Annotated in this window: 13 protein-coding genes and 1 tRNA gene; 10 read left to right on the forward strand and 4 right to left on the reverse strand. The window is 68.9% G+C overall.

The window, feature by feature from the left end; genetic code table 11:
• Window positions 1-319 precede the first annotated feature (319 nt).
• On the reverse strand, window positions 320-1,270 hold the full coding sequence (locus tag ACFU7D_RS11505; protein WP_378867122.1) for a 5'-nucleotidase: 951 nt from the start codon (window positions 1,268-1,270) through the stop codon (window positions 320-322).
• A 163-nt stretch (window positions 1,271-1,433) separates the two neighbouring features.
• Here ACFU7D_RS11505 and ACFU7D_RS11510 point away from each other — a divergent pair, with 163 nt between their 5' ends.
• Both ACFU7D_RS11510 and ACFU7D_RS11515 read left to right on the forward strand, forming a co-directional pair.
• The gene (locus ACFU7D_RS11510) at window positions 1,434-2,870 is read left to right on the forward strand and encodes a glucose/sorbosone family PQQ-dependent dehydrogenase (RefSeq protein ID WP_378867125.1); all 1,437 of its coding nucleotides are present in this window, start codon (window positions 1,434-1,436) and stop codon (window positions 2,868-2,870) included.
• Window positions 2,871-2,992: 122 nt separating this feature from the next.
• Window positions 2,993-3,065, forward strand: a tRNA-Pro gene (locus ACFU7D_RS11515).
• A gap of 3 nt (window positions 3,066-3,068) precedes the next feature.
• Here ACFU7D_RS11515 and ACFU7D_RS11520 read toward each other — a convergent pair.
• Window positions 3,069-4,364: a Fic family protein gene (locus ACFU7D_RS11520; protein ID WP_378867128.1), complete on the reverse strand. Its 1,296-nt coding sequence runs from the start codon at window positions 4,362-4,364 to the stop codon at window positions 3,069-3,071.
• A 104-nt stretch (window positions 4,365-4,468) separates the two neighbouring features.
• On the reverse strand, window positions 4,469-4,942 hold the full coding sequence (locus ACFU7D_RS11525) for a hypothetical protein (protein ID WP_378729042.1): 474 nt from the start codon (window positions 4,940-4,942) through the stop codon (window positions 4,469-4,471).
• A gap of 105 nt (window positions 4,943-5,047) precedes the next feature.
• Here ACFU7D_RS11525 and ACFU7D_RS11530 point away from each other — a divergent pair, with 105 nt between their 5' ends.
• The 4 genes from ACFU7D_RS11530 to ACFU7D_RS11545 are packed head-to-tail and all read left to right on the forward strand — an operon-like array spanning window position 5,048 to window position 8,835.
• Entirely contained in the window at window positions 5,048-6,151 is a 1,104-nt protein-coding gene (locus ACFU7D_RS11530) for a sensor histidine kinase (protein ID WP_378729044.1), read from the forward strand.
• Entirely contained in the window at window positions 6,148-6,918 is a 771-nt protein-coding gene (locus ACFU7D_RS11535) for a LytR/AlgR family response regulator transcription factor (protein ID WP_378729045.1), read from the forward strand. The genes ACFU7D_RS11530 and ACFU7D_RS11535 overlap by 4 nt, the downstream gene beginning before the upstream one ends.
• Window positions 6,919-6,940: 22 nt before the next feature.
• Window positions 6,941-7,309 (forward strand): hypothetical protein, encoded by a 369-nt coding sequence (locus ACFU7D_RS11540; RefSeq protein WP_378867130.1) that lies wholly within the window; start codon window positions 6,941-6,943, stop codon window positions 7,307-7,309.
• Window positions 7,306-8,835, forward strand: coding sequence for a cation acetate symporter (locus ACFU7D_RS11545; protein ID WP_378867133.1), 1,530 nt, complete (start codon window positions 7,306-7,308; stop codon window positions 8,833-8,835). Before ACFU7D_RS11540 ends, ACFU7D_RS11545 begins: the two co-directional genes overlap by 4 nt.
• 3 nt (window positions 8,836-8,838) lie before the next feature.
• Here the strand turns inward: ACFU7D_RS11545 and ACFU7D_RS11550 are convergent, their stop codons facing one another.
• The gene (locus ACFU7D_RS11550; protein WP_378867136.1) at window positions 8,839-9,342 is read right to left on the reverse strand and encodes a hypothetical protein; all 504 of its coding nucleotides are present in this window, start codon (window positions 9,340-9,342) and stop codon (window positions 8,839-8,841) included.
• Between the two features lie 158 nt (window positions 9,343-9,500).
• On the opposite strand from ACFU7D_RS11550, the gene ACFU7D_RS11555 reads away from it, so the two are divergent.
• The 4 genes from ACFU7D_RS11555 (at window position 9,501) to acs (ending at window position 15,454) form a co-directional block, all read left to right on the forward strand.
• The gene (locus ACFU7D_RS11555; protein ID WP_378867139.1) at window positions 9,501-11,228 is read left to right on the forward strand and encodes a hypothetical protein; all 1,728 of its coding nucleotides are present in this window, start codon (window positions 9,501-9,503) and stop codon (window positions 11,226-11,228) included.
• Window positions 11,229-11,402: 174 nt separating this feature from the next.
• On the forward strand, window positions 11,403-11,753 hold the full coding sequence (locus ACFU7D_RS11560; protein WP_378729049.1) for a DUF485 domain-containing protein: 351 nt from the start codon (window positions 11,403-11,405) through the stop codon (window positions 11,751-11,753).
• Window positions 11,753-13,372, forward strand: a complete 1,620-nt coding sequence (locus tag ACFU7D_RS11565) for a cation acetate symporter (protein ID WP_378867141.1) — start codon at window positions 11,753-11,755, stop codon at window positions 13,370-13,372. Before ACFU7D_RS11560 ends, ACFU7D_RS11565 begins: the two co-directional genes overlap by 1 nt.
• Window positions 13,373-13,486: 114 nt before the next feature.
• A complete protein-coding gene (acs, locus tag ACFU7D_RS11570; protein WP_378867144.1) occupies window positions 13,487-15,454 on the forward strand; it encodes an acetate--CoA ligase in 1,968 nt (655 codons plus the stop codon).
• Window positions 15,455-15,524 lie beyond the last annotated feature (70 nt).

Genomic DNA, 15,524 nt, shown 5'->3' on the forward strand with positions numbered 1-15,524 from the left:
CGACGCCGTGAAACGTACGCCGGAGGCGACTCAGGCCGCTCCGAACAGGCCGGTCAGGCCGGTCCTCCGGGCGGGGCCGGAACGCCCGCTCTCCCACGCGTACCCGCACCTGCAGCACATCAGCCGCCGGCGGCCCCCCACCGAACGCGAGAGAACCCGGATCTCCTCGTCTTCGGTGCACTTGGCACACATAGCCGAAGTCATCGAGTGAACTCCTCGCACTTCTCAAGTGAACAGAATCTGTACAACTCCGCCCAGGGTGACATATGCAAGCGCTCATCCACCAGATGAGAACCTCCTGTGGATGAACTGTAAAGCGCTATTGACCAGCGTGAACGTCGTCGGCGTTGGCCACGCCGTAGGGGATGTGGACCCCGGCGATCGACCCGACCGCCTCGTCCAGGTGGGTCGTCTGGTCGTCGAAGAAGATCAGCGGGCGGAGCACCTCGAGCACACGCACCTTCTCCACGCCGCCGAGGAAGAAGGCCTCGTTGACGTGGACGTCCCAGGACTGCAGCGACCGGATCGCCCGCTCGTGTGCCGGAGCGCCGCGAGCGGTGACGAGCGCGATCCGCAGCCGCGGCTCATACTCGGGAGACTCCAGGCGGCGCTGCTCCTCGATCCGCTGGATCCGGTTGAGGTCGCGCAGCAGCGGCTGCAGCGGCCCGGGCTCGAGCGGCTCGGCCTTCCGGCTCGCCTCGTAGACCCGGTATCTCTCGATCCCCTCCTCGCGGAAGACCCGCTCGGAGCCGTCGTCGGCGAGCACACCGTCGAAGTCGAAGGCGACGACGACCGAGGGGTCGGAATCGTCGTACGTCGCCGCCGACGGCAGCACGTGACCGGCCGGGAATCCCTCGCGGTTGGCCGCGATGACGTCCTCGCGGTTGCCGCTGAGGAACAGTGACATGTCGAGCGCGCCGATGTAGCGGTGGGGCGAGCGCCCCTGGGTGAAGACGGCGCGGGTCATCGGCAGGTCGTGGTGCTCGATCGAGCGCATCACCCGCAGCCCGGTGTTGGGATCGTTGCGCGAGACCACGATGACCTCGACGAGACCGTCATCGGCGTCGGCGGCCAGGTCGTTGAGAGTCAGCAGCCGCTTGATGAACGGAAACGCGACACCTGGCCTGAGCGGGTCGTCGATGCGTTCGTCCTGGTAGCGGCGGTAGGCCTCCTCACCATGCTCGCGGAAGTACGCATCCGACTCGGTCAGATCGAAGAGCGCGCTCGACGCGATCCCGACGACCAACCGGTCACTCAGCTCATATCCCACGCTCCGCAACCTACCGCCCGGGCCCGGAACGTGATCGTTGCCAGATCAACTCAGGTCCGCCATAGTTCGCGCCAGCGTCCTCGTGGCACCGGCCACATCTCTCGGGGAGGAGCGCTGTTTTATTTTCTTCGATCCCCCTTCCCCTGGAGGAGAAGTACGTCTCATGAGCATCACACGAAGCCTGAGTCTCGCCGCCGGATCAGCTGCTCTGGCAGCACTGACCATCACCGTTCTGCCCGCGACCGCGGCCACTGGCGCCGACCCGGCGCTGGGCACCCCGAGCGTGGTCGCCGACGGCCTCAACAATCCCTACTCGCTCGTGTGGGGAGCCCGCGACAAGCTGTGGCTCACCGAGAAGAGCGGCCGGTCGGTCCTCAGCGTGGACCCCACGACCGGCGCGAAGACCACCCTGCTGGACCTCTCCACCCAGGCCGTCTCCAGCGGTCAGGACGGCGTGCTGGGCCTGGCCGTGGAACCGTCCGTCGTCAACAACGACCGCGGCTATGCGTACGTCTCGTTCACCTACGACTCCGGCCGGGCCGAGGAGTCCACGGGCGAGACCCGCCGCACCAAGATCGTCCGCTACAGCTACGACGACGCCACCAAGAAGCTGGTCAGGCCGGCCACGATCATCTCCGGGCTGCCCGGCAGCATCGACCACCAGGCAGGCCGCCTGCTGATCGGTCCCGACGGGAAGCTCTACTACTCGATCGGCGACCAGGGCACCAACCAGTACTCCCTCGCCTGCCGTCAGAACCAGGCCCAGACCCTGCCGACCGCGGCCGAGGTCGCCGCCAAGGACTGGTTCGCCTACCAGGGCAAGACCCTGCGACTGAACCGTGACGGCTCGATCCCGATCGACAACCCGACGATCGGCGGCGTACGCAGCCACATCTGGACCTACGGCCACCGCAACCCGCAGGGCTTCACCTTCACCGCCGCCGGCAAGCTCCTCGAGGCCGAGCACGGCCCGAAGACCGACGACGAGATCAACCTGCTCCGGGCGGGTGGCAACTACGGCTGGCCGAACGTCGCCGGCTACCAGGACGACGAGTCCGCCTACGTCTACGGCGACTGGAGCGCCGCCTCCCCGACGCCGTGCGCGGAGCTGACCCACTCGGACTTCGCGATCCACGAGGACGTGCCGACGTGGCAGGAGTCGGAGTTCACCGCGCGCTTCAACGAGCCGCTGGACACCTTCGGCACCTCGGTCACCTGGGACCACGACTTCACCGGCGCCCCGTGCGACGAGTCTGGCCTCTACTACATCTGCTACCCGACGATCGCGCCCTCCAGCCTGACCTACTACAAGCCCGCCACCGGCCGGGCGATGGCCGGCTGGGAGAACTCGGTGATCATGACCAGCCTCAAGGACGGCACGATCTACCGGCTGGCCCTCAACTCCACCGAGACCGACGTGTCCGCGGTCGAGCCGCTCTACACCGACCAGGACCGCTTCCGCGCCACGATCGTCAGCCCCGACGGCAAGACCGTCTACGCGATCACCGACACCGCCGGCCTCGTCCGCGGTGAGGCCGACGTCCCGACCACCGACCTCACCCACCCGGGCTCGCTCCTCGCGTTCCCGGTCAGCAACTGACGTACGTCACTGCCGTTCTCTCCCGGACCCCGGGCGCGCGCCGATAAATGGTGTGCGCCCGGGGTCCGGGCCTGTCTACCGTTGACGCCATGCAGCAGCGACCGCGCCCGTGAGCACACCAACGGGTTGTGGGGAAGCGGCTATCCCTCCTGGTTTGGGTCCAGGCGATCGCGGGTTCGAGTCCCGCCAACCCGACGACTATTGATCCGCCTGCTGGCGTGCCGGAACCGGTCGCGCGGGCGGCGACTCCCGGGTGTCGAACCGCGTGCTTGCCAGCCGCCGCTCGGCGAGGTTGACCAGGTCGAGAACGTCTCGGGCGATGTATGCCGAAGCACCTCGGTCGATTGACTTCACCTGGAGAATTCCAGCTTGGTGAAGCTCGTCCAAAGCGGCGGACGCGGCGTTGAAAGAGACCTCGAGAATGCGCGCCAAGGTCGTCGCAGTGACGACTGGCGCCTCCGGAAGTGTCATGAGCAGGCGTGCCGAGGCAGAGTCGCTGCGCGGAATCGCACGCAGTCCACGAGACATACGATGCTCGGTCTGCCTCGTGGCCCAATCACGTATGAGATCCTCGACCCGCTCCATCAGCTCCCGCGCTTCCGCGACCGCAACCATGGCGGCGTCGACGAAGACTTCCAGCCAGGCATTGATCGCCAGACTGGCCTCCTCGCTTCCCCGCGGCGCGTCGAAGCGGAACGAGGTCAGCCCGGCGACGTACCGCTCCTTGAGGGTTGCCAGAACCAGGCTGACGGGCAACACCGCCCGATCAGCCAGCCCGCGCCGAGCGAGCACTGTGTGGATGAGTGCGCGACCGACACGGCCGTTCCCGTCCGTGAACGGGTGCACCGTCTCGAACTGAGCGTGGACGATGGCTGCCTGGATCAACGGAGAATGTGCAGATCCGTTGAGGTACGCGACCAGATCAGCCATCAATTCGGGCACCCGATCGGCAGCAGGAGGAACGTAGCCCGCCCCGATCGGATTCCAGTCCGAACCACCGATCCAGTTCTGGACCGTTCGCAAACCGTGGTGCCGAGGCTCATCGGGAAGCAGAGACCGGTGGAGGTCCACGATGCTCTCGACGGTCAGTTCCTCCGCCTCCACGAGCTCAGTGGTCGAGCGGCGGACGACCGTCATGTTGTTGGCGACCAAGCGCGCCTGGTCGCTCACCCCGCGCACCGACTCCATCTGGCCGAGTTCTGCAAGCGCGACCTGTTGGGCCGATGGGGCGATCCCCTCGATCTTCGAGCTTGCAATGGCTTCAGATCGCAAGAGGAAGCGCGCGATCCCGTCCAGCCCTCCGGCCCCCGGATCGTTGAGTGCGCGAAGAGCACGCTCTGCCTGAGCTACTTTCCGCGACAGATCTCCGTTGACCGCGAGCATCATCCCGTCGACGAAGTCGGGAACGTACCGTTGGTAATGACCCGACTGGCGCGCGGATCTCGCGGGTGCCCCAAAGCTCGGCTCCCAATACGCCTCTTCCCACCCAGACATGCGACTCATCCTTCAACAGACATCTCTTCTATTGAAGTTTAGACCCATAAACCTCAATAGAAAGGGAAAGCGCTGAAGATTAGACGCGATCCGTGCGGGAAACGTCAGTCCGCGTTGGTGACGCGGAGGAACTCCTGGACGTCGAAGACGGCGCGGAAGACACCGGCGCCCTTGGGGAGCAGAGGCGCGACCTCGGCGTACGGAACGACGCGCGGGTCGGTGACCCGATGGTCGACGCCGTCGTGGACGATCGTGGCCGAGTTGGCGGCCAGCACGTTCTGGGCCCAGTCGACCTTCGAGGTGTAGGGCAGGTTGATGACGAAGCCGTCGGGGGTCGGGAACGGGGTGATCGGGGTGGCGTACTCCCGCCCGCTCGCGCGGCCGACGTGGAGGACGACGCCGTTGGTGACGCCTTCCATCCCGGCGGTCTTCAGGGCCTCGGAGGCGAATCGCTTCGAGAAGGCGCGGATGCGGTCCTGGAGCCACGGCGACTTGTTGCGCATGCCGATCACGAAGGCGGCGCCGGCGGCCGCCGCTCCGGCGGCCAGCAGACCCGGGATCACTCGACTCAGTCGCATGTCCACAACCTACCTCGCACCCGCGCAGCGGCTCGGATGACAGATAACGTGGGCGCCGTCACACTGGAGGTCTCGATAGAGCACTGGCACGGAAGGAGCGCGTGGATGCGGCCCTGGAAGCGCACTCACCTGGGCACCGAGGCCGACCGGGCGACCTTCCGCACCCTCCACAACGCATCGCTGGCGAGCCCTGCGCTGCGTGGCGGCCTGACCGTCGACAGCGCCGAGCGCGCCGCCCCTCACCTGCAGGCGCTCCTGGCCGCACCCGCGCTCGCGATCACCGACACCGACGGCCTGCTCGCTTGGGAAGGCATCGGCACCCATCACCAGGAGCACGTGACCAAGCTGGCCGAGGGGACGCTGGAGCGCGGCGCGACCAGGTTCTACGACCGGGTCGACCTGGAGTGCGGCCAGGCCGGCTGCCCGCTGCACTCGGCCGTGGTCAGCCCGCTGGTCGTCGACGACCACCTGGTCGGCACGCTGCAGGCCTACGCCCCGGACACCTCGGCGATGATGGTCCGGGCCACCGACGAGGTCGCGACGTGGGTCTCCGGTCAGCTGGAGCTCGCCGAGCTCGACGCGTCTCGGCGGCGCCTGATGGAGGCCGAGGTGCGCGCGCTGCGCGCTCAGATCAGCCCGCACTTCATCTACAACTCGCTGGGGGCGATCGCCAGCTTCGTACGCACCGATCCGGAGCGTGCGCGCGAGCTGCTGCTGGAGTTCGCGGACTTCACCCGCTACTCCTTCCGGACCCACGGCGAATACACCACGCTGTCCGAGGAGCTCCGCTCCGTGGAGCGCTACCTCCTGCTGGAGCAGGCCCGGTTCGGTGAGCGGCTCTCCGTGCGGCTCTCGGTGGCGCCCGAGGTGCTGCCGATCGCGGTCCCGTTCCTGTGCCTGCAGCCGCTGGTCGAGAACGCCGTACGCCACGGCCTGGCCGACGCCGAGACCGGCCACATCTCCATCCGGGCCGCCGACAGCGGCACCGAGTGCGTGATCGAGGTCGAGGACGACGGCGCCGGCGAGGACCCGGAGAAGGTGCGCAACGCGCTGGCCGGCGGCGCCGACTCGGTCGGGCTCGGCAACGTCGACGCCCGGCTCCGCAACGCCTACGGCGACGACTACGGCCTGGTCGTCGAGACCGCCCCCGGCGCCGGCACGAAGGTCATTCTCAGAATCCCGAAGTTCGCCCCAGGAGTGCACACATGAACCGCACCACCCAGGCAGTCGCCGCGCGGCAGGGCGCGCCAGGCGGCCGGCTGCGGATCCTGGTCGTCGACGACGAGCCACCGGCGGCCGACGAGCTCTCCTACCTGCTCACCCAGGACGCCCGGGTGGCGGAGGTGCGCACCTGCCTGAACGCGACCGACGGTCTGCAGCAGCTGCAGGGGTCGGGCGTGGACGCGGTGTTCCTCGACATCCAGATGCCGGGCCTGAACGGGCTCGAGCTGGCCCGGCTGCTGGCGCGGTTCAAGACACCGCCGGCGGTCGTGTTCGTGACCGCTCACGAGGAGCACGCGCTGGAGGCGTTCGACCTGCGTGCGGTCGACTACGTGCTCAAGCCGGTGCGCGCCGAGCGGCTGGCGGAGACCGTCACCCGGCTGATGGGCAGCATGCCCGAGGAGGAGCCGAGCGGTGACGTACAGATCCCCGTCGAGCTCGGCGGCGTCACCCGCTTCGTGTGGCGCTCCCAGATCACCCACGTCGAGGCACAGGGCGACTACGCCCGGCTGCACACCGCCGACGCCTCCCACCTGGTGCGGGTCCCGCTGACCCAGCTCGAGCAGGAGTGGGCCTCCGCCCGGTTCGTACGCATCCACCGCTCTCTCCTCGTCAACCTCGCCCACGTGACCGAGGTGCGGTCGGAGGCCGGGCGCTGCTCGGTCGTCGTCGGCGGCTCCGCCCGCGGGACCGAGCTGCAGGTCAGCCGGCGGCACACGCGCCAGCTCAAGGACCTGCTCGCCCGGCGCTCATGACCCCTCCCGACAGCAGAGCCTGATGACTGAGCCCCAACGCGTACGCGTCACCGGACCGCCCCGGCGACGCCCCGCCGTGCGCCGGGTCGACGTCGATGAGGACACCCGCCTCGGCGAGGTCTACCTCGGCTCGCTGATGCGCGCCCAGCTCTCGATCGCCGTACGCACCCTGGTGGTGCTCCTCCTCGGCGTCGGCTCGCTCCCGCTGCTGTTCTGGCTGGCTCCGGGCCTGGTCCGCACCGCGCCGTTCGGCGTACCGCTCCCCTGGCTGCTCCTCGGGGTGCTGGTCTACCCGTTCCTGTTCCTCCTCGGCCGCTGGTACCTGCGCGGAGCGGAGCGCAACGAGGCCAGCTATGCCGACCTGCTCCGCTCGGACGACGAGGCGCCATGACCTTCGACTCCGCCCCGGCGATCGTCGCGGTCACCCTGGTCACCCTGGCGACGCTGACCATCGGCACCTGGGGGCTTCGGTTCAGTCGGACCACGAGCGACTTCTACGTCGCCTCGCGGTCGGTGCGCCCCGGCCTCAACGCGAGCGCGATCGGTGGGGAGTATCTCTCGGCCGCCTCCTTCCTGGGCGTCGCCGGGCTGGTGTTCACCTCGGGCGCGGAGATGCTCTGGTATCCGATCGGCTGGACCGCCGGCTATCTCGTGCTGCTGACCCTGGTCGCGGCCCCTTTGCGCAGGTCAGGTGCCTACACGCTGCCCGACTTCGCCGAGGAGCGGCTCGCCTCACGCGGGGTGCGGCGGCTCTGCTCGCTGCTGGTCGTGAGCATCGGCTGGCTCTATCTGCTGCCCCAGCTACAGGGTGCCGGGCTGACCCTGGAGCTGGTCGCGAACGCCCCTCGCTGGGTGGGACCGGTGCTGGTCGGGACGGTCGTGCTGGTCAGCGTCTTCTCGGGCGGGATGCGCTCGATCACGTTCGTGCAGGCCTTCCAGTACTGGCTCAAGCTGACCGCGCTGCTGGTGCCCGTCGCTGTGCTGGTCGCGGTCTGGGGCGCCGACGGCGCACCTCGCGCCGACCTCAGCCAGGCCTGGTCGCTGCCCATCGGCACCGACACCACGACCGGCCTCTACGCCACCTACTCGCTGATCGCGGCGACGTTCCTCGGCACGATGGGCCTGCCGCACGTGGGCGTCCGCTTCTACACCAACCCCGACGGCCGCGCCGCCCGCCGCACGACCCTGGTCGTGCTCGCCCTCCTCGGCGTCTTCTACCTGCTGCCGCCGATCCTCGGGGTGTTGGGAAGGGTGTACGCGGCCGACCCCGTCTCCGCCGACACCCTGGTGCTCGAGCTGCCCGGGCTGATGGTCCCGGGCTGGGCGGGTGACGTCCTCACCGGACTGGTCTGCGCGGGCGCCTTCGCGGCCTTCCTCTCGACGTCGTCGGGCCTGGCGATCGCCGTCTCTGGCGTGCTCTCCCAGGACGTGGTCGTCCCCCTGCTGCGCCGCCGGGGCAGCCGCTTCGGCGGCGTAGCAGCCTTCCGGATCGCCTCTCTGGTCGCCGTCATCGTCCCGGTCGCCGGCGCCCTGCTGACCCCCAGCGTCGGTGTCGCCCGCGGCGTCGCGCTCGCCTTCGCCCTCGCCGCCGCGACCTTCTGCCCGCTCCTCCTGCTCGGCATCTGGTGGCGCCGGCTCACCGCCTACGGCGCCGCCACCGGCCTGGTCACCGGCCTGGTCACCACGGGGTCGGCCGTGGTGTTCACGATCAGCGGGTCGCGTACGGGCACGTGGGCGGATGTCGCGCTCGCCCAGCCCGCGCTGTGGGCGGTGCCGCTGTCCTTCGCCGTCATGATCGTCGTCAGCCTCGCCTCCGCCGCCCACGTCCCAGCCCACACCACCCGGCTTCTCGTACGCCTGCACACGCCCGAGCCGACGATCGAGCCGGCCGGCGCGCCCGCTCTGCAGCAGCGCTGACTCTCAGGAGACGGTGATCTCCGCACGGACCGAGGTCGTCCACCCGTGACCGTCACCGCCGTGAATCTCCAGCAGGTGCTGGCCCGGCGCAAGGGACTCGGCATACGCCCAGTGACCGGCGACATGCATCTTCGTACCGAACAGCGACCCCCCGTTCACAGGATTTCCGAGTGCGCCTCGCACCTTGATCGGGCCGGTCGAGTTCGCATCCATGGGAATCTCGCCACCGTCGAGCTTCACCACGCCGAACGATCGGGGAAGGTCGGAGTTCGTGAGCGCGTTGCGCGACCACATGCAGAAGGCGGGCATGAACAGCGGTCTCTCGGCGGGGACGTCGAAGCGGCGGGACGACGCACCACCGAAGTTCCCAGCCACGAACCAGACGTCCGTCGGCTGCTTGTGCCCGGCGAACGCTCCCGACTCATCCGCGATCGGAGAGGACGACTCATCGGACGAGGCTGCCCACTGGAGCCAACGGGCGGCGAGGCCCGGGATATCGGAGATCATGGCGGCGTAGGTTAACGCTTGATCCGATCCGACGGAGACGGGAGCGGGTTCGAACTCGCCATCTCGCCGAAGTACGCGCGGCCCGACGCGTCTCTCGCTAGTCTGACGAACCGTTCCTGGGCATGCCCAGGTCCTTCACGTCGATTCGGGAGCCGGCGATGGATGAGAGCTCGGACTTCGGCGCCGACCTGGGTCTGTACGCCACAGCTGCCGGTGGCCTCCTGGGCGCCTGGCATGCGGCCGGCGGACGTGAGATCGACGGCTTCGGAGACGTGGCGCTGACAGCGCTCGCGGCCATGGCCGGCGCGTTCGGCGGGCTCCTTCTCGGACTGCTCGTCGGGGTGGCGCTCCTGGCCGTCCACACTGTCGCGGTCGCACCTGCGGTCGGGTGGTGGCGGCATAGGAGGTTCGGGCGCGCGACGCTCGTCGTCCTGGCCTGGGCGGCGGTCATCACCGCCCTGCTCTGGTGGTGGCCCGACCGCTTCCTCCCTGCCTTCCTGATCGTGGGCTTCGGGGGCTGGTCGGTGTTCCTGGCTCAGCGGCGGTTCGGCGAGTCCGAGCACCTCGCCGTGCGGGCGATCCCGCACTTCGGCGGGGTCGCCGTCGCCACCCTGGTCGGCGAGCAGGTCGTCTTCGGCAACCTGCTCTCGACGACGTACGTCGCACCCGTGGTCCTCGGGATCGCCGGGTGGCTCTCGTGGTGCGGTTGGCGGGCGATGCGCACGTCGCCACGGCTCACGGTGCGCGCCGCGGCGGACATCGTCTGGTCGATCCAGCTCGGCCTGCTGCTGTCGCTGGTGATGGTGTGGCTGGCCGATGTCCTCTCCCTGAACCCGACCCAGGTCACCGCGACCAGGGCCGTGCTGGAGAGGGTGCAGGCGCTGACCGCGGTGCACTGGGCGTACTGGCTGACCGCCTACACGGGGATCGCCGTGAGCAGCTTCCTCGTGCTGCGGTGGCCGCAGCGCTTCGGTGAGGTCCGGCTACCGGTCTTCGGCGTGCTCGACACCGGGAAGCGGACGCTGGCCGGGGTCAACATCGGTCTGATGGTCGCGCTGGTCTTCACCATCACCGCAGTGCCCGTCTCCGAAGGCGCGTGGAAGCGGCAGGTCGAGGACCGATATGCCCTCGAGACGCGGCACATCGAGCACGCTGAGGGCGAGCAGGCGGCGTACGAGGCGATCCACCAGTACGTCACCGTGCACCGCCGCACCACCGCCGGCCTCGCGCCCGTCGTCACGGCGGTCCACGAGGCCGCGCCGGCCGAGCCGGGACAGCCGGTCTCGGACAGCGGCCTCGCCATCGCTCGTCAGCTCGGCCGGTTCCAGGCCGCGACGCTCGATCTCGCGGACCCACCATCGGCACGAGCCCCGGAGCTCCCCGGTGGCCCGGACGTGAGCGAGGCGCTCGCAGAGCTCGACGATGCCCAGCAGGCAAGGTCGGAGCAGGAGGCACGGACCGACCGGTTCGCGGAAGCCGCGGCGGCCGCGATCGCCAGCACTCTCGACATCCCCGACCTCGGACGCAGCGAGGTCGTCCACATCCTCAAGGCCTACCTCGGCGGCCTGGTCGAAGAAGGTCGGGTGCGGGACCTGGCCCGCCTGATCCCCGTCGACCTGCCCGCCCTCTACGACGCCGCCTACGACCTGACCCGGAGGGCAGCGATTCGCGCGGGTGTGGACGTGTGGGCGTTCAACGCGACGTACGGCCTCGGGCTGACCATGCCGGGCGAGACGCCGGAGCTGGACGAGGTCGTGATCCTCGCTCGCCAGACCCACCATCTGGCCGACGGCGGCAGTCCGTGTCCGGGGTGTGTGCATCCGCCCGACGGCGGTGGCACACACCCCGGTGGCGGTACGTCCGGTGGCGGCGGCCGGCGCGGGTAGACCAGCCGCTCGGCGCACGATTTCGACCGCTTGTCGCTCGACCGCACCGCCCACCGAGGGACCGCGCGTTACCCCGCGACGACCGGTCCGACCGACCCCTAATGTGACTGCGATCACACGTCGTCCGTCATCCACCCCCACGGAGGACGGCCTCGTCAACGAAAGGGTTAGACCGTGAGCGAAGAAGCGCACGACCAAGCCCACCGGCACGACCCGGTCTACGACAGCCTGCACGCCACAGCGGAGTTTCGCGCTCTGCGATCGGCGTACCGGAAGTTCGTGTTCCCGGCCACGGTGGCATTCCTGGTGTGGTACCTCCTCTACGTCTTCTGCTCCAACTGGGCCGAGGACTTCATGAACACCAAGCTCGTCGGCAACATCAACGTCGCGCTGGTCTTCGGGCTCCTCCAGTTCGCGACCACGTTCGGCATCGCCTACCTCTACGCCAACTACTCCAACAAGCACCTCGACCCGCTGGCTCGGAAGCTCGACGAGGAATACGAGATCGAGAAGAGGCAGCTCTGATGGACGGTAGCCAGATCCTCACCACGGTTCTCTTCCTCACGGTCGTCGCGATCACGATCGGCATCACCTTCTGGGCGAGCCGGCAGACGAAGACGGCCGCCGACTACTACGCCGGCGGCCGCGGCTTCTCCGGCTTCCAGAACGGTCTCGCCATCGGCGGCGACTACATGTCGGCGGCGTCGTTCCTCGGCATCTCCGGGGCCATCGCGCTGTCGGGCTACGACGGGTTCCTCTACTCGATCGGCTTCCTCGTCGCCTGGCTGGTGGCGCTGCTGCTGGTCGCGGAGGTGCTGCGTAACTCCGGTCGCTACACGATGGCCGACCAGCTGGCGTACCGGATGAAGCAGCGCCCGGTCCGCCTGGCGGCCGCGACCTCCACGGTCGTCGTCTCGATCTTCTACCTGCTGGCCCAGATGGTCGGTGCGGGCGCCCTGGTGGCCCTGCTGCTCGGCGTCGAGGACCAGGTGGTCAAGAACATCGTGATCCTGTTCGTCGGCGCACTGATGATCTTCTACGTCACCGTCGGCGGGATGAAGGGCACCACCTGGGTCCAGATCGTCAAGGCCGTCCTGCTGATGACCGGCTCGGCGCTGATCGTGATCCTGGTGCTCGCCCAGTTCGGCTTCAACCTCTCCGAGCTGCTCGGCTCCGCCGCCGACGCCTCGGGCAAGGGCGACGCCTTCCTCCAGCCGGGCTTGAAGTACGGAGCGAGCTTCACCAGCGAGCTGGACTTCGTCTCGCTCGGGCTCGCCCTGGTGCTCGGCACCGCCGGCCTGCCCCACATCCTGATCCGCTTCTACACGGTCCCGACCTCGGCAGACGCTCGCAAGTCGGTGCTGTGGGCGATCGGCCTCATCGGCGTCTTCTACCTGTTCACCCTGGTCCTGGGCTTCGGTGCGGCCGCACTGGTCGACCCGTCCACCCTGGACAAGGCCGGCAACCTGGCGGCACCACTGCTCGCCCAGGAGGTCGGTGGCGGTGAAGGCTCCATCGGCGGCGCCGTACTGCTGGCGCTCATCGCCGCGGTCGCCTTCGCCACGATCCTCGCCGTGGTCGCGGGTCTGACGTTGACCTCCTCGGTCTCCGTCGCCCACGACATCTACAACTCGGTGATCAAGCGTGGCAAGGCCACCGAGAAGGAGGAGATGAAGGTCTCTCGCTGGGCCGCGGCGGGCATCGGCCTGGTCGCGATCCTGCTGGCCATCCCGGCGCAGTCGCTGAACATCGCGTTCCTCGTGGCGCTGGCCTTCGCGGTCGCGGCCTCGGCGAACCTGCCGGCGATCATCTACAACATGTTCTGGGCGCGGTTCAACACCCGCGGTGCGGTCTGGTCGATCTACGGCGGCCTGATCTCCTGCGTCGGCCTGGTCTTCTTCTCGCCGGTCGTCTCCGGCAAGGTCGATCCGGCCACCGGTGACAGCCTCTCGCTGTTCCCGGCCGGCATCGACTTCTCCTGGTTCCCCCTGGAGAACCCGGGCCTCATCTCCATCCCGCTCGGGTTCTTCCTGGGCTGGCTGGGCACGGTGACGTCGAAGGAGCCGGAGACCGCTGAGCGTTACGTCGAGCTCGAGGTACGCGCCCTCACCGGCGCCGGCTCGGAGAAGGCGATCACGCACTGATCCACCCGATGGCGGGCCGTCGCTACCTCTGGTTGCAACGACGGCCCGCCATCGTTCTTTCCCCCGCACTACCCTGTGGCTTGAGCCACACATTTTTCGTACGTAGGAGTCACTGTGAGCGACGAGACCCTGTCCAACCTGCTGCACGAGAAGCGCCGGTTCGAGCCCCCGGCCGAGCTTGCCGCCGCTGCCAACGTCAAGGCCGATGCCTACTCTGCGGCCGACGAGGACCGCGACGCGTTCTGGGCCGCCGCCGCGGAACGGCTCAGCTGGTCCAAGCCGTTCGACCGCGTCCTGAACTGGGACAATCCGCCGTTCGCGAAGTGGTTCGAGGGCGGCGAGATCAACGTGGCCTACAACGCCGTCGACCGGCACGTCGAGGCCGGGCTCGGTGACCGGGTCGCGATCCACTGGGTCGGTGAGCCCGCCGACGACAAGCGGACCATCACCTATGCCGAGCTCAAGGACGAGGTCTCCCGGGCCGCGAACGCCTTCGAGGCGCTGGGCGTCGGCAAGGGCGACCGGGTGGCGATCTACATGCCGATGATCCCCGAGGCCGTCTTCGCGATGCTGGCCTGTGCGCGGATCGGCGCGATCCACACGGTCATCTTCGGTGGCTTCTCCGCCGACGCTCTCGCGACCCGCGTCGTCGACTGCGGCGCGAAGCTGATCGTCACCTCGGACGGCGGCTATCGCCGGGGCGCACCCTCGGCGCTCAAGCCGGCCGTCGACGAAGCGGTCACGAAGGTCGAGGCGACTCAGCCCGGCCTGGTCGAGAACGTCGTCGTCGTCCGCCGCACGGGCCAGGACGTCGACTGGAACGACTCGGTCGACAAGTGGTGGTCGGATGTCGTGTCGTCCGCGTCGACGGACCACACCCCGGTCGCGCACGACGCCGAGCACCCGCTCTTCGTGATGTACACCTCGGGCACGACCGGGAAGCCCAAGGGCATCCTGCACACCACCGGCGGCTACCTCACCCAGGCGGCGTTCACGCACTGGGAGGTCTTCGACCTCAAGCCCGAGACCGACGTCTACTGGTGCACCGCCGACATCGGCTGGATCACCGGCCACTCCTACATCGTCTACGGGCCGCTGGCCAACGGCGCGACCCAGGTGCTCTACGAGGGCACCCCGGACTTCCCGGAGAAGGGTCGCTGGTGGCAGATCATCGAGGAGTACGGCGTCACGCTCTTCTACACCGCGCCGACCGCGATCCGGACCTTCATGAAGCAGGGGCGCGCCATCCCGGACGGCCGCGACCTCTCCTCGGTCCGGCTGCTCGGGTCTGTCGGTGAGCCGATCAACCCCGAGGCCTACATCTGGTATCGCGACGTCATCGGCGGCTCCTCGGTGCCCGTGGTGGACACCTGGTGGCAGACCGAGACCGGCGCGATCATGATCTCGCCGCTCCCCGGGGTCACCCACGGGAAGCCGGGCTCGGCGATGAAGGCCCTGCCGGGCGTGGGCGCCGACGTCGTCGACGACAACGGCGCCTCGGTGCCGGACGGTGCCGGGGGCTACCTCGTGCTCACCCAGCCGTGGCCGTCGATGCTGCGTACGATCTGGGGGGACGACCAGCGCTACGTCGACACCTACTGGGCGCGTTTCAAGGACCAGGGGTTCTACTTCGCCGGCGACGGCGCGAAGAAGGACGAGGACGGCGACGTCTGGGTCCTGGGCCGTGTCGACGACGTCATGAACGTCTCCGGGCACCGGCTCTCCACGACCGAGATCGAGTCGGCGCTCGTCTCCCACTCCTACGTCGCGGAGGCGGCGGTCGTCGGCGCGACCGACCCCGACACGGGGCAGGCAGTGGTGGCGTACGTCATCCTGCGCGACGGGTCGCCGCAGGACTGCGAGAAGGAGCTCTCCGACCACGTTCGCAAGGAGATCGGCCCGATCGCGAAGCCGCGGCAGATCATGATCGTGCCCGAGCTGCCCAAGACGCGCTCCGGCAAGATCATGCGGCGGCTGCTCCGCGACCTCGCCGAGGGTCGCGGCGTCGGTGACACCACCACGCTTGCCGACCAGACGATCATGGATCTGATCGCGGCGGGGCAGGCGACCTCGACCGAGTAAGCCGCAAACTCGTGGTGCCGAGTCGGCGCATCTGACCCCGTGTCTCGCGAAGCGAAGCGAGCGGGAGGGT

It is taken from the genome of Nocardioides sp. NPDC057577 (genome assembly GCF_042801335.1).
Lineage (GTDB): Bacteria > Actinomycetota > Actinomycetes > Propionibacteriales > Nocardioidaceae > Nocardioides.